Source organism: Steroidobacter cummioxidans, from assembly GCF_003104955.1.
The window spans coordinates 9,660-33,995 of sequence record NZ_LSRW01000003.1; the positions used below are offsets into that span (position 1 = coordinate 9,660).

Below are 24,336 nucleotides of genomic sequence, written 5' to 3' on the forward strand. Positions count from 1 at the left end.
CTTACATTCCAAGTCGAACCGGGATGTCAGTGGGAGAGCGATATAGCTCGGCATCGGTGCTCGGGTCCTGCACCACGACGCGCAGCGATGATGCACTCTCGTCATTGAGCAAGAATGCGATCGTGACTGGCTTGTTGGGCTCGAGCTTCACGGTACCCGTCACACGATCCAACTCCGCGTCTACGGCCATGCCTACGGCACCCACTTGCTTGCCGCCTGCCATCAGTAGTGGCCTAACTTGAACACTGGTGGCGCCGAGCAACATCTGCTTGCCGCCGTAGTAGAACGTCACGCTGAAGATGCGGTTGGTCACAGCCTCTGGAAGCCCACCCGCTTCAATCGGCCCGGCCGAGGGACGGGCGGATTCACGTGCCTTCGTGCGCACCGTCACCACCGGAATAACCATCTCCTGGAGCGATGGCCCGCCGTGATGGAAAGCGAGATCGCCGCCTGCCTTGAAGACGCCTGACGCAGCCGGGAACACGAACTCAAGGTCCGAGGAGTAGCCAAGCGCCGAAGCTTGCACGCGAACGCAGCCAGTCCGCCTTGCCCCACCTCGCCCGATCCAGCAACGCCGATGCAGCTCCACGGTGTCGCCGCCAGGCGCATCGGTGCGCATGGACTCGTCGCGGTCGTTTGCGAAGAACAGGTGGCCATGATCCGCGCTCACCACCGCGTATTCGATACCCGCGCCAGCAAGCTTGCGAATGGCTCGCGCCAAGTTGTCTATGACGGTGTCCATCACCTGCCGCGCCTGGAATGTGAAGCCAGTCTCGCCGGCATGATCGATCTCCTGCGAGCGCACCACAATTACCTGTGCGCCATCGAGCTTTTTCGCGAGCTTCGATGGCTGAAGGCTGAGGAGCTCATCGAGTGAAACGTCTACCAACTTTGGCACACGCGCGCCTGCGTGCTTCTTTCGGCTGGCGAGGTCAGGAAGAAAACTGCCATCAATCTGGGCGCCCAGTTTGCCGTTCTGCTCGACGACCGAGAAACTTGCGGAGGCGCCGGGCTGGAGAGCCGCCATACCGATGGGCGTAATGCTTGGCAGCGCACCGACTGCCGCTCGAACTGAGACCTCAGAGGTCTTGGGTAGCCGCTCGGCAAGCTCGACGCCCATTTCGTAGCGCATCGCATCGACGAGGAAATAGGCAACGGGCTTAGGCTTGTCGCAGACCACATCGCTCCAGATGCGAGTCTGGTGGAGAGCACCAGGCACAGTCCAACCGGCCTTCGCGAGAGCATTGGTGAAACCGTCCGCCATGGAATGACAGACGTCCTCGTATGCGCGCCGGACAACGCTCAGCGGGCGCTCCTCGGGTTCTTCATCAAGGTTCGCGACCCAGGCCTCAAGGCGACGCTGAGCCTGGTCGAGGCGGAACCAACCGTTCTTCGACACGTAGGCATCCAGCCAAGCAGCGGAATCTCCCGCGGTCTGTCTGACTGCCAATCGCACTTCCATCGCTACACTGCCCAGCTCGGCCATACGTCGAGTGGCATCCCATTGCGCCTTTCTGCTGACGTCCCGGTCAAGCCAAAAGCTCTGCTCTCGGTCTGCGACCAACGCGAGCGCCTCGGTGAACTTGCCGTTCGAGATAAGATGGCCCGCATGTCGAAGAAGAGCGCGTTCTTCGAAGCGGAACGTGTCGATCGAACCGAGCGCGCCGGCCGGTAGCGTCGCGTTCTTGAGCCCCAGCTCTTCCTCGATGCGGTCCGCGAGCGCGGCGTATGCGTCAGCGTGGCTCCTGCGAAGGCGCCGCGCGATCTCCCGCACTGCCGACTCCCCGTCCTTCGTGGACGGCTTGGCCACGCCGTGGAGCGACGCGGGCACATCGCAAGAGAGATCCAGCCGGAACTCGCCCGCCAACACGTAGCGCAGCGTGATCGCGCGGAGCTTCGGCAAGGGTGAGTCGGCGGCCAGTTCGAGCCCGAGACGGGCCTTCACAAGCTTGGTTAGCTCGCGCGCCGCATCCTTGCTTACAATCTCCGGGTCACGAGCGTCGCACACAAGCCACGCTGCGAGGAGCGCATCGTTGCCGCTCGCGTCGTGAAAGATGCTCTTCAGAATCGACGGAGGTTCGGCGCCGGAGTTGCGCGCCGCTGCGCGCGCGAGATCCTCGTAGGAGACCTTGCGCTCGAACCGCAGCATCTCGTCGACGAGGCCGAGCGTGTACGTCTGGAGCAAGAGGTTTTTCGCGAGCTGCTTCAGCTCTGGCTTCCAGATCCGCCCAGCCTTCTCCAGCTCCATCAGTACTGATGACTTCACATCGTGTGCCAGGCCCGGGATGAAGATGACTACAGGATCGGGCTTATCGCCGCAGACGAGAGGCTCGACGATCGCCCGCAGTTCGAACAGCGAGCCCGCGTACTCGGCAAGGGCAGCCTTCGCGCCCGCGAGCGCTACCGGAACTGGCTTGGTCGCAGACCTAGGACCACCGCGAACTTCGTCAACGAAAGGCTGGAACTCGCGACGCTCGTCGTACCAGACGATGACGCCATGATCCTTTAGCTTGTCGGCGAGCTGCTTCGCCACGTAGTCGTGAAGCGGGTGCATCAGGCTTCTTCTCCCTCGGCGGCAACGGCAGAACCCTTTTGCCGACTAGCGCTCTTGCGTCTGGTGCTCTTGCCGGTGGCCATGGGCGCCTCCAGCAGGCTCTTCAGTGCGGACTTGACGGCGGGCGAGGTGCGCTCGCCCACGAGATCCTCGATGCTGCGCGTGGACGTGCCGCGAGCTGTCCATTTGCCATCGGCCCCCTCGACCCAAAACACATCCTCAAGTCCATGAGCAATGGCGAGGCTTCGGTCCTTCGCGCACTTGGTGACGACGCGCTCGGGCCAGAGGTGCATCGAAAGGTGTGCCCAGTCGTACTTGCCTTCGCAGAGCGCATCCCAGGTCGCCTTGAGCTCCTTCTGCCAGGACTTGTTTTGCGGAACGAGCCTCCAAAGGGGCGCGAAATTGGTGATGACGCCGTCGTCGAGGTTTGGGTTCCAGAGCGGCGCGACTCGCTTCACCTCGTCAAGGAAAGCACGAAGCTCCTCAACGAACGCGTGCTGGGCCGTTACCTCCTTCGTGGGCGCCTTCTCGCGCATCATCAGATCTAAGCGACGTTCTTCGTGCGCGAGCTTCGGCGCGACGTATTCGTTTTGCACGCGAAAGAGCGTGTCCTTGCCGAATGCGTGAATGTAGAGCCACACCGAGTAGCTCGCCGTGGGTGTAGCGAGCTGCCAGTAGATCGGTGCCTTACGACGGCTCTTCGAGTAGCGCCGAACGTGGTACGCGAAGAACTCACGCGCCAACCACGGCCGCAGCTCGTCTTTACCAGAGATCGCCCGACAAACCTCCTGTCGCCAGGCATCGGCCCTCGGCCCGAAGTGCTGTTCGAGCACTTGGCTAACGGCGCCAGTAATGTCGCCTGCACTGCCGGGGTCATCAACTCCAACGAGCTCAGGCGCATGCGCGCTTCGTCGGCGCAGGACGACCGCGTCGAACGGGCGCTGCTTACTCGACGAAGAAGCAGTCTCAGCATCCTGCTGAAAGTGTCCAGCTACAACTCCGAAGGCGAACCCAATCAACTCTCGTGCGAGTTCGGCTGCGTCTGCGCTAGCAGATTCATCGTCCTCATCGGCGTCATCGTCCTCCTGAGCTGGCTCCTCGTTGCTCGGACCGGCCGTCTCAGTCGCTCCGAAACCAGAAGCAATCGCGAGCTGGTCTTCGTCGTTGATGCCGTACGCCGCAAAACACTTCTCGTCGATGAGCTGCTGCACGCGCTGATACCGCGCATCGAGATCTTGGACGTGTTCAGTCCAAGCCGTCGTTCTTGCGGCCAAGTCATCACCGGGAACCCTGAGCAGTGCGGGCGCCGTAAACGACGGGGATACCTCGGCACGTAGAGACAATCCGTGGCGAGCTCGCCATGCTTCAAGTGCGAGCTGAGCGAGCTCAGCTCGAGCAGTCGCAGTGAGCTCTGGCACCGGCGTGCGCTGAAAAATTCCGACCTCATACGAGCGTGCGGCCCCCCCGCGCCCGGTCGGCTCGGCGGCTGCAAGCTGAAACTCGATCAGCGACAGGAAGGCCCTGCTATTGCTGATGGCGAGGAGGGCAAGTAACTCCTCCTCGTCGTCCCCATCGACAATTGCAGCGGGCCCTTTGTCACCGAAAATGCACCCTGCGGGCAGCGCACGAACGGAGAGTTCTCCCTTCGTGCGACGGGTCCAGGTCAGGCCCGGCCGGAAGTACAGCTCTCGGCTAGGAACGATCGCGAACTTGTACGCGCGCGTCGTCACGCGCTCCGCAAGCATCTCCTCGCCATTTTGGCCCCACTTTACTTTCATCTGCGGATCAGCGTGGAAGGGCGACCACGGGCCACCCTTGACATGCAGAGCCCAATGATCGCCGTTGACCTCCCATGCAAGTCGAAGAAAGCGATAGTCATCGTTCGTATTGACACCACGCCGCGCGACACGTCCTCGTGACTCCAACTTCGGTAGACGCGCGAACACTGCGCGCAGGGCGTCACTTACCCAGTAAGCGAACGGAGAACCGGTCACGGCACCGAATGCGCGGGGATCGACCTCAAACCATTGTCGCCCCAACGCCCGATCCGGAGAATGGAGCACTGCCTCCAGGGCGCCCTTCTTGTCCGTGCGCTCTTCAAGCACCCGGATGAACGTCGTTTGGATGCGAGTGCGTGTAGGCCCGAGCTGCAAGCAGTACGCCGCAGCCTCAACCATCGCCGCGTCCATCACGCCCAACCCCAGGTCGGCGACAACCACGGGGGGCGCGCTGTTCAGCACAACCTCCTCACGCCAGCGCTGAAACCGCGGCAGGAAGAAACCGGTTCTGGAAGTGATGGCACCAAGCATCCCCGAAGGAACAAGCAGTTCGGTGCCACGCTCAACGAAGGCAGCGTAGATGTCGTTCTTTGTCCTCGGATAGGATTGGTCGAAGGCCTTCTTCGAACGCATGCTGCCGGCACCGAACGGCGGATTCATCAGTACCGCATCGAACTTCTTCTCCGCGACGCCGAGCAGCGCCACCGCATGCGCTGCATCGTCGGCAAACAGGCGTCGCCGGGTATTGGTCGCGCTGGCATCCTCGCGCACGAACCGATTGAGTGCTGCGCGTATGCGTTCCTCCGTTGGTGCGAATAGCTCGCCCTGGTTTTGGGTCGCCTGGACTAGCGTTTCGACGCGGAGCAAAAGTCCCATGTCGCCTGCAAGGTTCAACGACTCGACGAGTGACGTGAACACGCGCCCGAGCTCCGCATCGCCCAACTTCGCGACGAAGTCCTTGGCGATCTGCTTATCGGCCACGAGAGGCTCAGCTACGACGATGTTCGACCGGCGGATCCGCGCACGCTCGGCGCGCCCGACACCGAAATCGCGATAAGCCCTTTGCGCGCGCATCCAGAGGGCGAGCTGCGCAATCTGCGCGCAGCGCGGGTCGATATCCACGCCATACAGGTTGTGGGCAAGGATTAGACCCGGAATGGCATTTCGAAGCGCGTCGAGGCTCTGGTAATCCTCCGCGAGCGTCTTCCCCGTCGCTTCGCTCTTCGGGCTGTCCGGATCGGCGTAGGCCTCCTCGTAGATGACAAGGAGAAGGTCGAACGCATAGAGCAGGAAGTGCCCGCTACCACAGGCTGGGTCTAGCACGCGGAGATCGCGGGGGTCCTTTTTCGCGCGCCGCGCGAACTCCTCGCCGGGCTTGTGGACCATGTACTCGCACTTCTCGGCGAGTACTGTGTCAGTGCCGCGCATTTCATGCCAGATGCGTCCCAGCGTGTTGTCGGTGAGGAACTGAACGACGTATCGTGGCGTAAAGAACTGATTGCGCACAGCGAGCTCGCGGCTGTTCCGCGGCGACTGACTCTCCTCGCGCATCTTTCGCCGCTCCTCCTGGCCGTTGAAGAACTGATAGACCCAGCCTATTGTTTCGTCCTCCCCCCACACCTTGGCGAGATCAGTGGCATTCAGAATCTCAAGAAGCTGTTCGAACGTCGCACGCTTCGGCCAGAGCACGCTCGAAGAATCCCGTCGATCGAACAAAACCTTCACCTCGGTCGACAACTCATCAAAGAGGGACTCGATGTAAAGGCGGTAGCCGTCGTTCTCGTGCAGGAGCGCTAGGCCCGGCGCCATACCGTAGAACTCCCGGTAGCCAGCCGACTGCTCTCCCTTTGTGATGCACTCCTGCGCCAAATCGCGGCACTCGAGCATCTTGAGCGCGACAAACCGGTTCAGCGTCGTAAACGCAGCATCCCGTAGATAGTCCGCGACGGAATCCGTGGCGCTCATGCCAGCGGCACGCTTGTGCTCGATGGAGGAGACAATGCGCTCGCGCTGAAACAGCTTGCGGGCATCGTCCTTAAGGTGACGACCGGCTTCGGGAGCGACAGTGCCATCCTCGTGCACGTCGAAGATGCCCTCCAGCTGGTCGGCGAAGTCGTCCGCGAGGAGCTTACGCGCTCGCTGCGTGGCGCGTTCGATGGCGTTGCGTGCGTCCTTGTCCATCAGGTCGTTCCTGCTCGAACCGATTGAGGTGGAGCGGCCGCCTCCGGATATCTCTCTGCGAACCATCGCACCCTCGCCACACCGTCCGTTGGCGAATCGGTCGTGGGAGCGTGAAGATGACGGCCGATCTTCGGAAGGAGCAGCACTAGAAGGAGGTCCGAAGAATTGGATTCGAGAGTGAAGCGCGACTCTCCGTGAATCTCGAGTCGACGCGAGAACGCATCCAGGGAGGCGCGCGCGACGTCTGTCAGCGGCTCTACCGACCCAAGGACCCGACGAATGCTGTCAGGGTTGACGAGGCGAATCGGTTTCAGCGCCTCGAAGAGAGCACCTGCGTTACGACCGAAGTCGACGCCTGGAAACCAGCCACGGAGTCGCGCCACAAAGTCGTAGACGTCAGTGAAGGCACCACCCTGCTCGCGCTGCCGCCGCTCGGTTTCGGCGAAGAGGCTAGAAATGGTGCCGTCGCCCATCCGGACCGACTGGCCAAGCATCACAAGGAAGTTGCGTTCCTGATCTGACAGGACTCCGGCGGCCGGCTTGTAGCCGAGGTCGTGTTCGATCTCGTTCCAGACGTGCGCCATCATGCTGCACACCTGCACCTCGCAGGGCACGTCCATCACGTTGAGATAAGTGCCCACGCCATCCGCTGGAGTGAGAAAGACCTCGACATGGCTGGATCGATAGAAGTTGTTGGGGTCATCGCGGTTCTTGTCTTTGCGCTCGTGGATCGGCCGCTCGCCGCTTGCGCCCATAAAGCGGTTGCAGACAAGCTGCACGACGTGGTCCTCGTGACGCTGCTCGTACGTGGCAACGCGGACCGCGGCGAGATCGCGAATATGCTCGAACACCGCGTCGACGTCCGGGAACGACTTCTTGCCGCTCGCGGCGAAGCGACGCAGCTTACCCTCGAGACTTTTCGGACTCTTCGCCCGCGATGTGACCTGAGCGCGTATAGCATTGCCCTCGACGATCTCCGAACGGCAGATCTCGGCCACGCGCGCAGCAAGCTTCAGATAACGGTCGTACTCGCGGTGGTACCGCTGCACAGCCTTCTTGATCGTGTCGTCCGAGATCGTCATGTGCGCTACTGGATGAACACCTTCTTGCCAGCGCCGATAAGCCTGGCGCACTCCTCGCGAATACCTTCGAGCGCCGCATCGAGCTGATCCTTTGTCTCGATGCCGCCAGCGAAGTAGCTCGCGACGCTCAGCGAAACCGCGCGATCGCCCTCGATCAGACGATTGAGCTCAGCAAGGGCGGCACGTAGGCGGCCCTCACAGGCGTCCCGGTCCGACCGCAGTTGAGGAATAGGTACAGGCTCTATATCGCGTTTACGCAGCAGCTCGAATGGCGCAACGAGGCGATCCCGCGCTGGCTCAAGGCGCTTCCGGTCTTCATCGTTGAGATCGAGCCACGCGGGCACCTTGGCCAATCGGCTGAACGCTTCCTCGTAGGTTGCAGCGCGGGCCCCAAGAGCGTCTTCGAAGCGGCGGCTGTATTCGGTCTCGATAGCCTTTGTGTGCTGCTCGATCGTGTGCAGCTCCCTGAAAAACGTCTCGCGGGCGAGCAGGTCTTCGAGTGCCGCAGCGCGCGCACGCAGCTCCTCAGATATATCCGACTCCTGGCTTAGAAAGCTCCACAGTCCACAGGTGCGAGTGTGCCTTGCGCGCGCGGTCGAGATCGTGGAGGCGGGGCTCGTCCAACACCTGCTCAAGCTCGACCGCACGCTTGATGACCTCCTTGATGGCTCGGTGGCTCGCGTTAAACGTCGCGATGGCGTTGTCCTCGGAACCTCGGAGGATGGCCTTTATCTCGCCGATTGCGCTTTCGAGCACCGTGCCGCCGGGAAGTCGGTGCGCGGTGAGAGTCGCGAGCGCCGACGAGACATTATCCTCATTACGTGCGACTTCCTTGCGAAGCTCAGTCGCGATCGCTCCTGCGTTCAGCTCCTTGACCTCACTGCCAAATGTATCGCGGAATGCCTCGGAGGCCTTCACCAGCTCCTCAAACTCGATGCCCTTCTTCGGCCGGAACGAGGCCTGCCGAAACAGGTTGTTATTCGAGAAAGTGTCGCGGGCTTCGACGCCTGTCACGGTGTCGATCATCTGACCTTTGCTGGTCGCCTCAATCTTTCCGGCGCGCAGCAGCGAGAGCACGAGCAGCCGTACGACTTCGAAGTCCCAGCCGAACGGTTCCTTCGCGAATTCGTCGCTCAGGTAGCGGCCGCTCGCAGTGTCCCCGTAGTTCGCGCGCTCCTCGATGCGATCGAGCACCTCCTTGATAGGTCCACTCTCGGTGCGAAAGACTGTCTTGCCTTTTTCGTCTCGCAGGAGACCAATGCTGCCAAACACGCTCGGCAGGCCCTGGAGGTTATCGGCGGTGAACAGGGCGTCGGCGCCCTTCTTGATCTCCGTGACCTTGGCAGCGGCCTCTTTGAAGCGATCGAAGACCTCCGGCAAGACCTGGCCGAGGACCTCCGCAGCAGACTTGCCGACGTCGACGGCACGGTCGCCGGGACTGCGATCGTTGCCACGGAAGTAGATGCGCCCGGATAGGCACGCTGCACGCAACAAGCGCCGGAGCTCATCGCCATGGCGGCGCAAACGAACGCGCTCATCGGCGAGGAGTTTCGGGGTGTCCTCGCCCTTGGTCTCACGCTCCTTGCGCGCGAGCATTTCCTTGCTGCGGAAGAGCTCGACGGTCTCGCGCTCTATTGATTCGGTCACAGCGACAGCCCAAAAGACGTGCTTGCGCTCTTGCTGGCTGCGCGTGCGCAGCTCGGCTGCTAGTGAGTCGAACTCTTTTCCGTCCTCCGCGAGATGGACCTGGAACATCATATCGCCGCTCGTCACTTCGCGGCCTTGGATGGCGAGGCCTGCTTTGAACGTTTTGGTGTCGAACAACGTGTGCCACGGCTGTGGCTGCCAGAACGCTGACAGCACCTCGGAGTAGAGGCGATGGAAGTCGCCGGGCTTCGGGCTGATGCCGTTACGCAGTCGCTCCCAGTCGTCCTCAGCGGGCGTCGGGATGCGATAGCCATCGTCGCCATGGCGGACTTTGTGGGATGCCTCGAGCTCGCGGAGCGCCTCCTTCACCAAGGCAAGCTGCGAGTCACCGCCGACGCTCCGGTGGAGCGCCGCAGCGATGTTCTCGGCGCTCCGGTGAACGCTCTTGACGTACTGCAGCAGACAGATCGCCTTCGCGACCGGCTGCGCGAGCGGATGGCTCAGCTCCTTCGAAATGGCTGCTATCTTCGCGCGGACCTCCGAGCTGATGTTCCCCTCGACCAGGTCGTAGACCTGATCGAGCCGTACGAGATCGCCGAGCAAACCATTGGCCAGATTCACCGCCGGGTTGACGAGAAGCTGCTGCGCCAGCTTGATGATGGTGCGGTTCGCACCGCCAACGTGCTTGCTCGCGCCGCCCTGCGTGCGCAGACCGGAGACGACCTGGATGATGAGGTCAATCTGATAGGGCAGCAGCGGGTATAAGTCGATGAAGCTTTCCCGCGACAGCTCGGGGAGCTTGATATCGGCAGAGAGTCGCGTGTGCTCGGTAAGGCGCCCACGATACTCCTCGAACAGTTTTCCGAGCGCGCTCTGTGCGGCGGCGTTCTTCGAAAGCACGCGTCGGCTCGTGACCTCCGAAATGTCGGACGGCTCCAGATGCACCTGGAGCGGAAAGCGGTCCCTCAAGCGCGAAATCTCGATTCTCTTGTCGTCGAGCCCGGAGACGATCTCGCCGAGCTGCTCCTGCGAGGTGACTACCACCCAGTGCTTACCGCGCCCCTTCACACCGAGCTGCTGCACGATGGCCTGCAAGTCGAGCATCTTCTGTACGTCCCGAGCGACGAACTGGCCGACCTCATCAACAACAAACATGAGCGCGAGGCCCGGCTTCCGGCGCTTCATCAACTCGCCTGCGCGTTCAGCCAGCTTGCCCGGCGTAATGTCGGCCTTGTTCTTGACTGCCTTCACCCATGAGTCAGCAAATGGGTACGTCTCGGAGTCGAGGCTATTAAGTACGCGACTCGCCTCGGACAACGCAAATGCGACCTTGCCTTTCTCTGAAGACCAGTCCTTCTTGAAGATGCGCTTGTATTCCTCCTCGAAACGAGCGAGCCGCCCCTTCTCCTCAAGGGCAATCTCGAGCTCCGAGAGGTCGAGATCTTTTGCGTAGCCAAGGCTCTGAAGGAAGAGGCCATACATGATCTCTGTAAGAGTCTGGTTGCCGCTGCGAATTCCACGGTCCGTAGAGACGTCGAAGATGACGGCATGTGTCGGGATCTTCTCATTGATCGCCTTGAGCAGGACCTGCAGCTTCTTGTCACCCGCTCGCTCGGCAAAGCGATCGGCAGCCGACTCGCCCGCCACAATGCGGTTCGCGATTGAAAGGCCAACCATCTTCGCAAAGCTCGATTTACCCGAGCCGAAGAACCCCGAGACCCAAATGGCAATTCCCTCATGCGGTTTGTTCGGCGTTTCGCTGTAAGCATCGAAGATGTTGGTGTAGTGCGCGCGAATCGCGTCAGTAACGACGTATTCCTTGATTTCGTCGCGGATGATCTCTTCATCAGTCTGGTCGACCTTGATGACCTCTTCGATCCGACGATAGATATCGTTGGCGAAGAGGGTCTTGATAGGCGTGGTGGTCATAATCGTCCGCGGTCCTCAGAAGATCTTCGGGCGATAGTTGTGCTCTGCGTCGAGCACGCCCATGAAGCGCAGGCCTGCCGCGCCATCGAGATCGCCGGGGTAAAAGAGAACGGTGGGTACGTGTACGCGGCCCTTGAGCTGCTCGAGCAGCGAGAAGGTGCGGTACACGGGAAAAAGCGCCCCTGTGCGCACGATGAAGACTACGTCGCGCAACGGATCGGGGTCGTCCGGCATGCGCGCGGCGACGAGGTCAACGAGTGGCGAATACTCAGAGAGCACTGAGTGAATGGTCTCGACCATCGTCTCGACGCCCTGTTCTCGCTCTGCGGTGAACCACTCCTGAAGTGGGCGCTGCGAGCGCATCGCCTCATCGAGACACTCTGCCAGAGAGATACGCTTCACGCGTTTTCCCTTCTGTGAAAGGCGCGTCTCGAGCAGCGTCACTTGCTTGCGCAGTTCAAACTCTTCCTCGGGGTCGTAGCGAAACAACGCGTACGGCATGTCGTGGTACGCACTGATGCGCTCCCGGGGGTCAGGAAGTTCAAGTACGGGCTCCAGGCTCTGTTTGATTCGCTGCTCAAGCTCACTCATGCAACCATCCTCTCCGCGTACTCGCGGGTGCTCGTGCACGGCAGAGACAGCTGCACAACGCTACCGGCAACGTGGTATTCAAGCTTGCGGTACTGGTGAAGCCGCAGGAGTTCGTGTTCGACATCGGCAGGGCGCATTAAAAACAAGCGCCAATCGCGAGACGAGATGAGCTTGCTGGGGCTCAGGTTCTCATCGCGCATCGCGTGAAGCAGGTACACAAAGCTTCGCTCAGGCAAGTGGGACGAAACGAACTCCTTCGAGACGGAGCCGCGCAGCAAGCCGAAGTCGACGGCGATCTTCAGAAGTCCCGCCGCCACACGCCTCGTGGTTTGCTCCGACCACGAATGCTCTGTTTTCCCGCCACGGTTCTCGATCGTCGCGAGGTATTTCTCTACGTCGTCCGCATGGACGCGGAAAGCTCCAGAGTCGTAGGCGTCGAATAGCCAGTTTGCGAGAAAGTCACGGACCAGAAACTCGTCACGAGTTATGTGCCAGAGGAGCAGAGGCTTCCATTCCTCGACAGGCAGGCCATGCTTCGCCAGCACCACTAGCGAGCGGTCGCGGCCGACAGGGTCGAAGCGGCGGTTCAGCACCTTGGCAACGTCACGAAGCCAGGTGGAACTGCTCGCGCCGATAAAGTTCTGCTCGCGCAGGCGGTCGAGGTTGTCGCGTTTCGAGCGCTCGAAGTCCCAAGCCGCGAACACGGCGTAGGTCTCTTCGATCATCGCGCCCTTGATGATCGTGAAAGACGACGCGACATTCGCACGAGCGGACAACTTCAAGCGCCCGCCCTCCTGGCATATGGCACTGCCAACGAGTTCGGTTCACCTCGCGCGAAGCCAAGCGCAAGCAAGGCAATGTCTGAGTCGCTCGATGAGAACGGGCTCGGTAGTGGAACGGCTCGACCTTCGTTCGAACGGCGAAGACGCGCGTACGCGTCGAGGTCGCTATCACTAACTACCTCGAATGCGCGCAGCGTCTCGACGAGGTCATTACCCTGGATCGCTTCAACCTTCTCGAAGAACGAGGACCACTCGTTGGCAGAGTCGAGCCATTGCTCCCAGCGAGCGTCAAACCCTTCTTCGATCGACTCTGGCAAATGCCACAGCGTGACCGAGTTCGGTGGATTGAACCACTCAGCGCATCTATGCGCAGCGACTACGAATACAGAACGCGCCTGGGCGAAGCGGTAGGTGCGCGGGAACCCGCGTTTCAGCGTCAGCGCGCCGAGACGCCCAAGCTGTCCCTTCGTGTTCCACCATCTCGCGAGATCCATCTCACCAAAGCGCGCAACCACGACACGCAGTCGCAGCAGGCGGTCAAGGTCAATCAATTCTGTAAAACTCCGTAATGGCGAGGCCCCGCCGCGTGAAGTCCGTTAGTCCCAGCCCACAATACGCAAGTGTCCCCGCCATCTTCTTGTAAATCGTTGATCTTAGTCGCAAAGATTAGCCTTCCAGCCCGTTTCTGTCGACTAGGGAATGGCTTATTTGGAGCCCAAATTCAGCGACCCGCCGTTCCCCTACCCTTCGGCAGTGCCTTACGGCATGTCCGGCGCACCGGAGATGCGTATCTAGAACTGCTACTGCGACAACCCAGCTCGCGAGGTCACTCCGGAGAGCAGCTAATGATCGCCAGAAATCCCGGCAAGCTGAACCCACGGGCCTTTCAGCTCTGCTTGGCAGTCTCGATTACCGGACCGCTTCCGGTCGTGGGATCCAAGTTTGCGTCGGTCCCGCCGTGGCGGTCCGACGCCGCGGCTGGGCGAGCACATCTGCACACACCCCTTTCCCTTTCGGTCTGCTGGCGGACATTCGGCGGACGAAATGCGCTACTTGGTCAGCGAGTTCGCGTTTCCGTAGGCCGCGAGAAGCTGGTCGACCGCTCGCCATCCTCGCTCCAAACTTCCTTCGCGTCTGCGGCGTTCCACATGAACCGATCCGGCTGATAGCGCTGCATTACCAGTTCTGCGAACGTGCGATTATCTCTAATCCTCCATCTTTCGAACATTCACAATCGTCTTTGAACGCTCGCCTTACCTATCATCGAACGAGATGCTTATCTTTCGAACGCTGCTGACGCGCAAGCGTCATTAGCTCATGTGCTAACTCCTCCTTTTCGGTGCGCGCGGGCGGCATTTGGTTGACGAACCCCGCAACATCATTGGCAAGCTGATGCCGTCCCTCAACGAGCAGAAGATCCCGCACGGCTTTCCAACCGCGCAGGACTTTTAATCTCGTTCGCTGGAGCTGAGCGGCACCGGATCTGTCCAGGGACCCTGCTTTCAACTCGCGCACGACATCGTTCACCCGCGCGGCCACGTGCGACGACTGTCCCCTCTGAGCTGCCCTAAAAATTGAGTCCAACTTCGGTGCCCGACTTTGGCCGCGCACACTACGCTCCGTAGCGCTCGCCTCAACGCCGTGCGCTCTAAGCTGTCGCGCAAACTCTTGCCGCCAATATCGCAGAGTCGCCTTGCGAATGTTCAGTCGCACGCCATCTTCGCTAAGCGCCTTCACCACGACATGCACATGCGGATGTGGCTCATCCGTGTGCAGCACCATCGCGTATCGGTGCTTGAATCCGAACTCCTCACGCGAGAAGTCGCGGACGGCCGCTAGAACCTTCTGCGGCGGCGTGCCCGCCGGCATGGAGAAGATCAGCCTGTGGACGAGCTTCGGCGGCGTTCGCCGATTCGTCGCGAATAAGTCGAGCCGCTTGCGATCCTCCTCCAGATCCAAGTCCCAATCATCGACGAGATGCCACCCTACTCCCCGGCCGGTCAGACGCTGGCCGTCGTCCGTCTCGATCTCTAACTCACCCCGCCTGCCGATGTAGCTGAAATGAGCATTAACGCCTCGGCCCGTGGTCGAACCCCCACCGCCTGTCACCTTGACCACCACTTCAGGCGCTCGCGAGACCGTCCGGTGGATCTGTGCGATCTGAGCGGGCGTCAGCGAAAGGCGAGCGCCCGGACCTGCACGGCCATAGCTGATGATGTCCAAGATCGGTCGACCGGTCTCAAGTCTGATCGTTCGCATGGCCTGCCTCCCAACTCCGGGCATTGGCTTTGATCAGCCCCTTGGTGTGAGCGCGCATCGCTTCGCATACCTTGAGCATCATTTGCAGAACCTGCCCGCCGGGTGTGACCGAGCCCGGTCGCTGGTGCGCCAGACGAGCCAGCTGGTTGAGGTTTCTACCGATCGCACTGAGCTCGGTGACAGAGCGCCTGAGCTCCATCAGCTCCGCCTTGGGAAGCGGCGACAGCGCCCGCAAGTGGGCGCGCACCAGGACGGAAACGTACGTGGCCGCCGGCATCTGCCGAGCTGCCGCCCTTTCCGCCAGCAACAACTGATCGTCCGGGTGCAGTCGGACACACAGTCGAGCGCCTCGCAGACGTCGCTCTGGCGACTTCAGAACATCGGCATCGTTCACGCCGCCGGTGTGTACGGCCATATCGACGAGCCGTTTCAGCAACGCCGACTCCGTCATCTGCTGCTGTTCCGCGAGACTGCGGAACCGCGCTTTCGTCTCCGGAGAGACGCGAGCAGCGATGAGGTGCGTGGTGCCCATGGACCAGAGTGTTAAACAAAAGCAGCCGCAGGCCAATCCTGCCTTTAGCCGTTTTTCTGATCAAAACTCAAACTTTCGCAGTCACTGATTACAGCGGAGTGCGTAGTAGTTCGAGGAGGGAGAGTTCGACCGTTGGCGATATTTGCTAATTTTTTCCAGGTCGGTGATCTTTGGTCCGGATCGCGCGTGTTTTATGGCGAGACTGAGATTTCGGTGCGCATGAGTTCTGGAATATATCGCCGGGTGTGCTCGGCCGAAGTCAGCGTACCGCCTTGCATCCAAACGCAGGCGACGCGACGGCCTGTGTAACGATCACCCAGAACGCTCCTTTCGATCTTGGCCCACCACCCCGCCGGACGCCTGCATCACGGGCTACACGAGGGGCCGCTCGCGCGAGGGATAGACCCTGCCCAGTCACCAAGACAGCAGCAGACTCGTGCTCGCATCGGTGGCCGACGGGGCCCTGTCGAGGCGATGCCCATCTCTACGGGGCCAGTTGTCGGCTGGGCGGCGGCAGGAAGCTTGCCGCAGGCGGCTCTTGGGTCGCTTTCCTACAAGCTCACCCGATCTCACCGTTCTTATTCGTCACGACATCGGGAGACTATCGAAGCAGCGCGCCGCGAGACTACTCGCCTATAGCGCTCAATCGGATCTGGTGGCAGTGACGTGGATTGTGGAGCCGTCGCCAACATAGAAACGGTCGCGCGACAACTTGCGACGCCACGCGACCGTTTGGGATTGCCACCTATCCGTCACAAGCCATACTCCGCGCGTGCACGTTCGACGAATCGAGCGACGCCCTCCTGGCCTTGCCCGCGCAGCCACCGGATGAAGCCATCAACCTCGAGCGGTGGCCATTTCCCGGTTGTCGTGCCCAAGTGCCGCCGTCACTCCTTGGGAATGAGACAACGTACGCTGCACTTTCGCAAGCCGCTCGCGGGCTACGCGGAAGTAATCGGACTCCAGCTCCACACCAAGGTAGCGCCGGCCATTCAACGCAGCGGCTACCAGGGTGCTACCGGAGCCAGCGAAGGGATCGAGGACGAGTTGCCCAGGCTGCGAGAACGCTTCGATGAGCGGCGTCAGAATCTTCACCGCCTTCTGAGTCGGATGATCCGGATTGCCCGAGTACACCCAGGGCTGGATGTCATCGATTGGCTGCTCCGGCATCTTCGGCGATCCCTTCGCCAGCACATACGCCTGCTCGTGACGGTAATGGAGATAGCGTGTGCGCGACGCGTAGTCCTTGGCCCAAACGATGTGACCGATCGGCCGAAACCCCGCGCGGCGCCACGCTCGGAAGAATGCATCCACCCGGCCCCAACCGTAGAAGGAGATGCAGATGCTGTTGGGCTTCAGAACCCGGTACAGATCTGTAAAGGCACCCAGAATGCGACTCGGATCATCGTCGTTCGCAATCGTCCGACCTCTGCTGTCTTGATAGCGGACACCGTAGGGCGGATCGGTTATCACGAGATCGACGAACGAATCCGGCAACCGCCGCAGTACACGAGTGCAATCACCCTGAAGAACTTCGTTGACCGGGAACATGATGGCATCTCCATTGGCATCGGTGGGTTTGCCGATGCGCTCTCCCGATCACGGCGCGCGGAGCGGTCAATCGAAACGCGGCGGGACGTGGAATAATGGAGGGGGCCCCGCGTCTTCGCGGGGAGGTGCCGTTATGCCGCGAAAGCCCGGCGGGTTTCGATTGACGGCGAGCACGGCGTGATATCGTAGCGGAGCAGGGGCAAACTCACCCTCCTACTTCCCTCTCTTCTGCAGCACTCAGCGTAGCCAGTTTGGCAGTGTAATCACGAGAAATTCGACGAGCGGAGTACCACAAGCGGCGCTCACCCGGAAGGTCGAAATCCTCGGGATCGAACGCTTCTAGAAGCCCATATTTCTCGGCTAGTGCTTTGAATCTGTGATTCCCGCTCTCGCCCACACCATAGTGGAAAAGAAGGAAGAGCTCTCCGGGCGAGAATGTCGCGCGAAGAATATCTGTGTAGAAGATCGCATCGGAACGATTGTTCTTCTCGATGAATTCTAGCGTCATCAGAACCAGGGCAAAGTACGACGACAGTTTCGGCCGATGAGTTGGATACCAGCTCGCAAGCACGCTCGCAGCTCCATCAGGCGCCAGTTGGCGGCTTCGCAACTGTCCGTGAGCGTGATCTCTCAGCTGTACTGCCCACTCGAACATCGCACCGATGCCTCGCGACCTCGAAGTAGCCTCGAAACTTTCGGTCAACCTACGCAGCGCCTCCATGAGACGAAAGAACGTAGCCTCAAAAACCTCTCGCTGAGCGGCCTCTGCCTGTAACTGCAACTGCTCGCTTTGTTTCGATAGTACGGCCCTTGTCTGCTCCAGCTCTGCTCGCTGTAAGTTCAGCTGCTTCTTAGCCTCCCGCAATGTATCGTTCTGTATACGAACACCGACCGCGAGCAGCCCCAACGCGGCAAGTGCGATAATTGGATTCATCACGCCGCCAAAATAGTCACCGAACTGTCCCCAAGCATCTGGCTCAGTGGAAATGCGTCGGCCGACATACAGAGAGAAGTAAAGCATGTACGCGAGGGCCGCGATTCCAGCCGCGATTAAGGCGGCAGCAAATACCTTAACAATCCCGACTGACAATTGTGGCTTGGTGGCCTCGAGATCCTTTGACATCATCTCCCCTTTTCTGTTGGAGCCTACTAGAGCATCAGCGATTGTTACGCTACTACCGCGGAATAGCTTTCTCGGAGCACGTTGAAGAATAGAGCGCCACCATCAGGTTGTGTCGCCCAACACTCGTCGATCTTCGGATGCGCCTGTCCGCCGGGCAAAGACTCCAAGTTTGCGGAGAAGGTGGAGAGGAGCACCTTCTCGGCGGTGTACGCTGCGGACTGATGTTGAGTCTGGAGTCTGGCCCGGGAATCGGGCCGTCCGCTTCAACGCCGGTGCTGATGTATATCTCGTTCATGCGAAGTGCTTCATGTGAAGTGCGCCGGCTGGGTATTAGCAGTGCCACTTTCTAGCAAATGGCATGCGCTTTACCCAGCACGCAGCCTCAAAGCTGGTGAGCTTCCGCCGAGATCCGGCCGACAGCGTCATGTTGTGATCAGGCGGGCCGCGTCCCTCAGCAACGAGGATTCAAACTGCAACCCCAGAATTCGCTATCTGCCACCACACCAAGGATGCCAGGACTGAAGCACTGCACCCGAGCGCGAAGCCAACTGCCTCTCCTTCCATTTCGACCGCCAGCTCGTGGCATCGACAAGCAGTCGCCTGAGCTCGGCATTCTCGAGCTTCAGCGCCTGATAAGAATTCTGAGTCTCCTGACGGTGGGCAAGAGAGACCTCCAGATCCTTGTGCAGGGCCTCTGGCACCGCGAAATAGGGCGCCTCGGCGCGTTCGGTTGCGATTCGCCTGTCAATCTCAATTGCTCGGCCCAGGCGTCTTTGGACCTATCTTTAGGCAACCTTCCTGCTTTGAAACCATCCCCTAAAACCCTCACCATCCCCGTGCATCATCACGAGATGCAACTCGATCACAAATGATGCGCGATGCCTGCCGCCCCCAATATCGTGGTAGTCCAGCTCGAGCCCCAATTCCGGCACACCTGGAAATGGCTCAGGGTCATGGCCCTTTGACGAGAAGTAGATGAGCGCTGATATCAATTGCATGTATGCATGCGGAACTTGGACACGAACGCCCGCGGGATCAAAGGAGGCAGGCAACGCATAATCTATGGATGCCTCCTGTTGATTTTTCCACATCGACATTGAGGTACCCAGACGATCCGACTTGAGTGACAGCATGCCCTTCTCAAGAGAAAAGTAGGCCGGGACCAATGCCTTCTGAGCTCTCGCATTGACCGTCGCAACAAGGTCGGCAAGCGCGAATGACCACTTTAACGTTAGCCCTTTTGCCGCCCCAAGCCCTATATTTCGAAGGGGCAAAGCGAAAGCCGCTGGTGCGACATCGCTTTCAGAACTCCCTTCGTCCCTCTCGACCACCCATAACTCAGCAAAGCTTGCAGCCCTAGCAGGATGCTTTGACGCTGTAAATACAGTCCGAGTCAACACCAACTCAGGCCGGTAGGAAGCTTCCCTCTGTTTAGCATTTTGCCGCACGGCGAAGAGCGCCACCATTGCTGACATGCATGCTCCAACACTGGCTGCCAGCGCGATAACTTGATCTATCGTCATGTAGTTGCAATCTTTCTTCTTGTCTGATGGTTCCGTTGGCCGGGCTCCAAACGCGCCCGGAGCGATGGGTTAAGTTTCTCTTGGATTGCAGGAGTAGTTTTGGATTGCATTCGTCACTACCTTCTCGACATATTGAGCTTCCGTGAGCTCTCCGAAGTACGGTTCGGCCGTGTTCCGAATTCTGCTCAAAATGCGATCGATGCGCTCCTGAACTTCATCTGACAGCCCGACCGCCGGACGCTTGACGGACACAGCAATCATCACATGAAGTGCAATCTTAGCCGCCGAACGGATTTCTCGCATATATTCATCGAGAGTGACGCAGCCTCTCTCACTCTTGAGATCGAACCATGGCGCCATGACGAGATTGTGAACGAATACGTTCCGTCGCTCCAACAGGTCGTCAAGTGTTTGGTCAAAGTGCTCGGGCAGGTCAACTCTCTCAGCAAAGTGCCTCAAGAGCCGACCCAGAGTTTCCTTGTCGCGGAGTAATGCCTTTTGGAGTCTCTGATCCGCCTCTGATGGTGTGACTATGCTGAGTAGCACCGCACTTAGATAGTGCTCAAATTTCTGTAGGATGAGCAGCGTTTCGCCAATCATGAGAACTGTGGATTCGCGCGTGCGGCTGGCCATAAGGAATCTACCGAGATTAGAGCAACGCCGTTGTCCGAACCTTCTTAAGTGGTATCGGCAGGCACAGCGACGCCAATCCACTGGAAATACAATACCCTCTTGCCAAGCAGTCAGTATAACAAGTGAGGACACTTCGAGCTGCTTTTGTTCGCTCAGACTCGGCGTCACGGATGAAACCTTAGCCAGCGTATTCGATTGCAAGCGCAGAAGACTTTATCGTTGGCTTTGCAAATTTGTTCCTGATTAGTCTCTCGGCGACCATTGCTCCGCCGCGGATATGACTTCATCGGCGTACGCGAGGAGTTCGTCAAGAGTCGCCAACCCCTTCCGCCCCTGATCGTAGATGATCGGGTATTTGTTGCTTGCAGCATCCTGCAGCATCAACTCCAGCACCGCCAACGCACCAAAGTGGCGAGTCATTGGAGGGAAATACTCATCTTCATAGCGCTGCTCCTTGATGTCGCGCAAGCGATTGTAAGCTTTGAACCGGCGCCAGTTTACACCCCCGATGGCGGCATCGATTAAGTGCTCGTGAGTCGCCTCGTTCAAGTCAGCGAGGCTTGCCAACGTGATATTGGTTTTTGTCGCGGCACGAACAGCGCCCGACTGAAATCCGGTTTCGGACAGTAGAAAGCCGCGATCCGCACCGACGTCCTGCACAATGGCGGCGAGCGCCATTACCTTCTCCTTCGGAACATTGCTCGCCCATGCCTTGCATTCCACAATCCACCTGAATTCGATGCCCTGGTACTTGCCTTGAACTAAGACATCGACGCTGTGAACCGCGCGCACGCCTTCAACGGCGCTCTCGATGGTTGCGGTTAGGCCAAGACGCCGGAAAAAGTCTGCGCTTCTTTGTTGATACTCCTTCCATTGCACCGATGAGGTCATAGCGAGATTGATTCCAATGTGACGTTGGTTCTTGGGATGCGCTTGCGCTTCCGGCAATGTTTCTAACTTTTCGGAGAAGTGGACACGAGCAACTTTATCTGCCGTGTACGACAGCCTTCGCTTAAGGGCATCAAGCCCAGTGGAATGCATTTGTGAGAAATATAGGCGTGGTCGAACTAACAAACGCTTTCTGAAGCATCGTCGACGATCTCAAACTATTTTCAACCCCGTTGTTTCGGGAACTCGCCCAAGACAAGCCCCACGCTGATGAACAGCCACAGCCACTCAAAGCAGACAGCCCCCCGCCAATTCAGCGCCAATCTCAACCATGGTCCTTGCAAGCTAACAACAAACTTTTCCTCGATTAAGCTCGCTGGACAGGACATTCTCTCAAGCCGCAAATTGCCCCTTGCGCTGAATGAAGCTCCGGACTATATAGTCTATTTACCTACAGGGGTAATTAAATAAATAGAGGGCGCGCGTATGTCCGGAAGCGGCGGCGGCGGTGGCGGCGGTCACGACTACGATTCTCCATGTGACACGGTGCGATTTGAAGCGCAGCTCACGAGCCCTCGGCCAGCAGTTGTTGAGACGCTCGCTCCCAAAGAAGTTCTCGACATTGGAGTCGCGAATATGAAGGGACAGATCGTTGTGCAAGTTCTAAAGAATGACCAATTAGTGGGCGGACTGGCTGGCCCCGATGCTACGCGACTCCGAAACTGCATAGACCGCGGCTACCAATATAAGGCCACTGTCCGGACCATCAACGGAGGACAAATCCGCGTCCTTGTCGAGACCGCCTGATGACCTTGCATATCGTCGGCGGCGTGTACTGGGAGCACTGCGTTCACCCTCATTGGAACGAAATCTACGGCTCGGCGGGACGAGCAGCACTTGCGATCGCTGAGTTCGGCACTCCTGTCGTTCTACACACATATGTGGGTGCAGATGCTCTACAAGTCATCAATGACAAGGGCGCCTGGCTAGACACGTTTCAAGTCAGTCCAACGATGGTGCCAACCACCGTTGGCTTCACGTACCTGTATGACATGGCAGTGCCAGACATACGAGGCATTCCCGAAAGGCCGCATGCTCCGCTAACATTGACCGAAGACAAAGTCGTCCGTTTTGGCATGCTCGAAGGCGATGCCGTCGTGCATGCTAAGTGGGCAGTGTACGATCCTCAGAATGTTAGGAACGGACAGCCGTTCGGTACAAATGGATCGACGGCTGAACACCTAGCGCTTATCTTGAATACAGACGAAGCCAGCCAGATGGCTGGCATACCGGGAGCACATCCAAATCAGACCGCGCCTGTTTTAGCGCAGCAGCAAAACGCAGAACTCGTAATTGTAAAGATGGGGCCCGAAGGTGCTTTCATCTGGACGCCAACCGAGACAGCGCAGGTACCCGCCTTTAGAACGAACCGCGTGTGGAAAATTGGCTCTGGCGACTGCTTCGTCGCACATTTCGCGAACGCGTGGATGCACGAGGGTAAGACACCCGTAGAGGCAGCGGAGATCGCGTCTCGAGCGACAGCGTATTACTGCGAGACGCAGGGCTTCCCAACCTCTGATCTTTTAGCGCAGCGGAGATTTTCGCCTGTGCAGCTTGGCGCTGATTATCCAACTAACGCGCCTCGTCAAGTTTATCTAGCCGGTCCGTTTTTCGACCTGCCGCAGGTATGGATGGTGCACCAAGCACGCGCCAATCTGCTCGGGATGGGATTGAAGGTAGTCTCGCCTTATCATGACATCGGGCTCGGAAGCGCCGAGGATGTTGTTGAAAGGGACTTAGAAGGTATCCGCGCTTCGGATTTGGTTCTAGCCATCACTGATGGTCTTGATGCCGGGACGATCTACGAGATCGGATACGCACGAGCGCTGAATAAGCCCGTCATCGTGTACAGCGAGCGCCATAAAGGTGAGAGCCTAAAGATGATGGAAGGGTCTGGATGCATCATCTGTGACGACTACACCACCGCTCTATACTCTACCTTGTGGGAAGCGGTGAAGATTTGAAGACAGGATTGCTCTTATCTGGCGGCATGGACTCGATTGCTGTCGCATGGTGGAAGCGCCCTCATTGGGCCATTACTATTGACTACGGCCAGAAGGCTGCCGCGGCGGAACAACTCTCATCGGCGCAAGTCTGCAGGGAACTCGGCATAGAGCATGAATTTATCCGTGTCGATTGCGGCGCTCTGGGATCGGGTGACATGGCGCACACCATTCCAAACGTCCACGCATCGACTTCGGATTGGTGGCCATACCGCAACCAGCTCCTTATCACCTTAGCCTGCATGCGAGCGATCTCACGCGACGTACGGACGCTTTACATCGGGACCGTCAAGTCCGATGGTGAAAGCCATCGCGATGGGACGCCGGATTTCGTGAATTGCATCGATCGCCTGATGTCGCTTCAGGAGGGAACGCTGAGTGTTGTCGCTCCCGCCATCGCGCATACAACTGCAGAGCTGGTAAGGTTGGCCGCAGTGCCTTCCGGATTGCTAGCGTGGGCGCATAGTTGCCACAAGGCTGACATTGCCTGCGGCGATTGTCGGGGCTGCAACAAATATCTTGAAACGCTTGCGGAACTAGGCCCGGAGTACGCAGGTGGTAGTTGACCCAAAGCCCCGCGCACACCCCGCGAAGTACCGACCGTTTGATTGGCCCTCTGGCTTGAAGCTTCAGCTAGAACCACGCGATCAACCGCTCAAATTGGATTTGTGTGCGCTACTAGAGCAGCGACAGACCCGCAGGACTTTCAGTAACAAACTGGAAAACGTAGCACTGGGCGAGTTCCTCTGGCTCGCGTGCCGCAATCGCAGCTCACGAGCCAGTCCCTTCGGACCGAACCAAGAGTCTCGGGTATATCCGTCCGCTGGGGCTATGCATCCTATACACGTACTGTTAGCTCGGCGCGGGAGCCCATGGATGCGGTACGACCCGATAGAACATGCACTCGTCGATCTGGCAGGGTCGATGGAAAGTGCTGCAGCAAGCCGAGACGCGGCCGGAAGTCTCATAGACCTCGGCCAGGGCACGCTCATAGGCCTCGTGGCCGAGTTCGGAAAAACAGCTGCCAAGTACGAGAACCACGAAACTCTTGTATGGCGTGACGCGGGCGTGGCACTGGGTTATATGTCGATAGTAGCGGAAGCACTCGGCCTCGCCTTTTGTCCCCTCGGCATTACCGGCCAGCCTTACCTTACAGACTACCTCTCAGACGCAACGCGACTACAGGCGGCCGGTCTTGCGGCACTTGGCCCTGCGTAAGC

18 protein-coding genes are annotated in these 24,336 nt (G+C 59.3%); 3 read left to right on the plus strand and 15 right to left on the minus strand.

The genetic code is table 11. The annotated features are described in order from the left end of the window. Position 1 precedes the first annotated feature (1 nt). The 15 genes from D0550_RS01440 to D0550_RS01515 all read right to left on the minus strand — a co-directional run bounded on the left by D0550_RS01440 (position 2) and on the right by D0550_RS01515 (position 21,056). The gene (locus D0550_RS01440; protein ID WP_116807325.1) at positions 2-2,554 is read right to left on the minus strand and encodes a PglZ domain-containing protein; all 2,553 of its coding nucleotides are present in this window, start codon (positions 2,552-2,554) and stop codon (positions 2-4) included. Further along, positions 2,554-6,513 carry a BREX-1 system adenine-specific DNA-methyltransferase PglX gene (gene pglX / locus D0550_RS01445; protein WP_116807326.1) on the minus strand — a complete coding sequence of 1,320 codons (3,960 nt, stop codon included), beginning with the start codon at positions 6,511-6,513 and terminating at the stop codon, positions 2,554-2,556. Before pglX ends, D0550_RS01440 begins: the two co-directional genes overlap by 1 nt. Continuing rightward, positions 6,513-7,595, minus strand: coding sequence for a GTP pyrophosphokinase (locus D0550_RS01450; RefSeq protein WP_116807327.1), 1,083 nt, complete (start codon positions 7,593-7,595; stop codon positions 6,513-6,515). Before D0550_RS01450 ends, pglX begins: the two co-directional genes overlap by 1 nt. A gap of 5 nt (positions 7,596-7,600) precedes the next feature. Further along, positions 7,601-7,948, minus strand: coding sequence for a hypothetical protein (locus D0550_RS35375; RefSeq protein WP_206606030.1), 348 nt, complete (start codon positions 7,946-7,948; stop codon positions 7,601-7,603). A gap of 172 nt (positions 7,949-8,120) precedes the next feature. Beyond that, complete coding sequence (gene brxC, locus D0550_RS01455) at positions 8,121-11,171, minus strand: BREX system P-loop protein BrxC (protein ID WP_206606031.1); 3,051 nt, start codon at positions 11,169-11,171, stop codon at positions 8,121-8,123. 15 nt (positions 11,172-11,186) lie between these two features. Next, positions 11,187-11,762, minus strand: a complete 576-nt coding sequence (locus D0550_RS01460; RefSeq protein ID WP_116807328.1) for a BREX protein BrxB domain-containing protein — start codon at positions 11,760-11,762, stop codon at positions 11,187-11,189. Further along, positions 11,759-12,544 carry a BrxA family protein gene (locus tag D0550_RS01465; RefSeq protein ID WP_116807329.1) on the minus strand — a complete coding sequence of 262 codons (786 nt, stop codon included), beginning with the start codon at positions 12,542-12,544 and terminating at the stop codon, positions 11,759-11,761. Before D0550_RS01465 ends, D0550_RS01460 begins: the two co-directional genes overlap by 4 nt. Then, positions 12,541-13,095 (minus strand): BrxE family protein, encoded by a 555-nt coding sequence (locus tag D0550_RS01470; protein WP_116807330.1) that lies wholly within the window; start codon positions 13,093-13,095, stop codon positions 12,541-12,543. Before D0550_RS01470 ends, D0550_RS01465 begins: the two co-directional genes overlap by 4 nt. A 709-nt stretch (positions 13,096-13,804) precedes the next feature. Beyond that, positions 13,805-14,803 carry a relaxase/mobilization nuclease domain-containing protein gene (locus D0550_RS01475; RefSeq protein WP_161965577.1) on the minus strand — a complete coding sequence of 333 codons (999 nt, stop codon included), beginning with the start codon at positions 14,801-14,803 and terminating at the stop codon, positions 13,805-13,807. After that, on the minus strand, positions 14,784-15,335 hold the full coding sequence (locus D0550_RS01480; protein ID WP_116807332.1) for a plasmid mobilization relaxosome protein MobC: 552 nt from the start codon (positions 15,333-15,335) through the stop codon (positions 14,784-14,786). Before D0550_RS01480 ends, D0550_RS01475 begins: the two co-directional genes overlap by 20 nt. 837 nt (positions 15,336-16,172) lie before the next feature. After that, positions 16,173-16,886, minus strand: coding sequence for a DNA methyltransferase (locus D0550_RS01485; protein ID WP_116807333.1), 714 nt, complete (start codon positions 16,884-16,886; stop codon positions 16,173-16,175). Positions 16,887-17,091: 205 nt separating this feature from the next. Beyond that, positions 17,092-18,012 (minus strand): putative phage abortive infection protein, encoded by a 921-nt coding sequence (locus D0550_RS01490; protein WP_116807334.1) that lies wholly within the window; start codon positions 18,010-18,012, stop codon positions 17,092-17,094. A gap of 782 nt (positions 18,013-18,794) precedes the next feature. Further along, positions 18,795-19,532, minus strand: coding sequence for a hypothetical protein (locus D0550_RS01505; RefSeq protein ID WP_116807336.1), 738 nt, complete (start codon positions 19,530-19,532; stop codon positions 18,795-18,797). 69 nt (positions 19,533-19,601) lie between these two features. Beyond that, positions 19,602-20,165 carry a hypothetical protein gene (locus D0550_RS01510; protein ID WP_116807337.1) on the minus strand — a complete coding sequence of 188 codons (564 nt, stop codon included), beginning with the start codon at positions 20,163-20,165 and terminating at the stop codon, positions 19,602-19,604. Between the two features lie 243 nt (positions 20,166-20,408). Beyond that, positions 20,409-21,056, minus strand: coding sequence for a restriction endonuclease (locus D0550_RS01515; RefSeq protein ID WP_206606032.1), 648 nt, complete (start codon positions 21,054-21,056; stop codon positions 20,409-20,411). Between the two features lie 803 nt (positions 21,057-21,859). On the opposite strand from D0550_RS01515, the gene D0550_RS01525 reads away from it, so the two are divergent. From D0550_RS01525 to D0550_RS01535, 3 genes are read left to right on the plus strand one after another with little or no spacing between them, the layout of a single operon-like run. Then, positions 21,860-23,077, plus strand: coding sequence for a PfkB family carbohydrate kinase (locus tag D0550_RS01525; protein ID WP_116807340.1), 1,218 nt, complete (start codon positions 21,860-21,862; stop codon positions 23,075-23,077). Next, entirely contained in the window at positions 23,074-23,682 is a 609-nt protein-coding gene (locus D0550_RS01530) for a 7-cyano-7-deazaguanine synthase (RefSeq protein ID WP_116807341.1), read from the plus strand. Before D0550_RS01525 ends, D0550_RS01530 begins: the two co-directional genes overlap by 4 nt. Next, a complete protein-coding gene (locus D0550_RS01535; protein ID WP_116807342.1) occupies positions 23,672-24,334 on the plus strand; it encodes a nitroreductase family protein in 663 nt (220 codons plus the stop codon). The genes D0550_RS01530 and D0550_RS01535 overlap by 11 nt, the downstream gene beginning before the upstream one ends. Positions 24,335-24,336: the final 2 nt, after the last annotated feature.

Excerpts from the sequence above, each read along its gene's own strand:
- D0550_RS01440 (WP_116807325.1), bottom strand. The coding sequence starts at position 2,554 with ATGCACCCGCTTCACGACTACGTGGCGAAGCAGCTCGCCGACAAGCTA.
- pglX (WP_116807326.1), bottom strand. The coding sequence starts at position 6,513 with ATGGACAAGGACGCACGCAACGCCATCGAACGCGCCACGCAGCGAGCG.
- D0550_RS01450 (WP_116807327.1), bottom strand. The coding sequence starts at position 7,595 with ATGACGATCTCGGACGACACGATCAAGAAGGCTGTGCAGCGGTACCAC.
- brxC (WP_206606031.1), bottom strand. The coding sequence starts at position 11,171 with ATGACCACCACGCCTATCAAGACCCTCTTCGCCAACGATATCTATCGT.
- D0550_RS01460 (WP_116807328.1), bottom strand. The coding sequence starts at position 11,762 with ATGAGTGAGCTTGAGCAGCGAATCAAACAGAGCCTGGAGCCCGTACTT.
- D0550_RS01475 (WP_161965577.1), bottom strand. The coding sequence starts at position 14,803 with ATGCGAACGATCAGACTTGAGACCGGTCGACCGATCTTGGACATCATC.
- D0550_RS01480 (WP_116807332.1), bottom strand. The coding sequence starts at position 15,335 with ATGGGCACCACGCACCTCATCGCTGCTCGCGTCTCTCCGGAGACGAAA.
- D0550_RS01485 (WP_116807333.1), bottom strand. The coding sequence starts at position 16,886 with ATGTTCCCGGTCAACGAAGTTCTTCAGGGTGATTGCACTCGTGTACTG.
- D0550_RS01490 (WP_116807334.1), bottom strand. The coding sequence starts at position 18,012 with ATGATGTCAAAGGATCTCGAGGCCACCAAGCCACAATTGTCAGTCGGG.
- D0550_RS01505 (WP_116807336.1), bottom strand. The coding sequence starts at position 19,532 with ATGACGATAGATCAAGTTATCGCGCTGGCAGCCAGTGTTGGAGCATGC.
- D0550_RS01510 (WP_116807337.1), bottom strand. The coding sequence starts at position 20,165 with ATGGCCAGCCGCACGCGCGAATCCACAGTTCTCATGATTGGCGAAACG.
- D0550_RS01515 (WP_206606032.1), bottom strand. The coding sequence starts at position 21,056 with ATGACCTCATCGGTGCAATGGAAGGAGTATCAACAAAGAAGCGCAGAC.
- D0550_RS01525 (WP_116807340.1), top strand. The coding sequence starts at position 21,860 with ATGACCTTGCATATCGTCGGCGGCGTGTACTGGGAGCACTGCGTTCAC.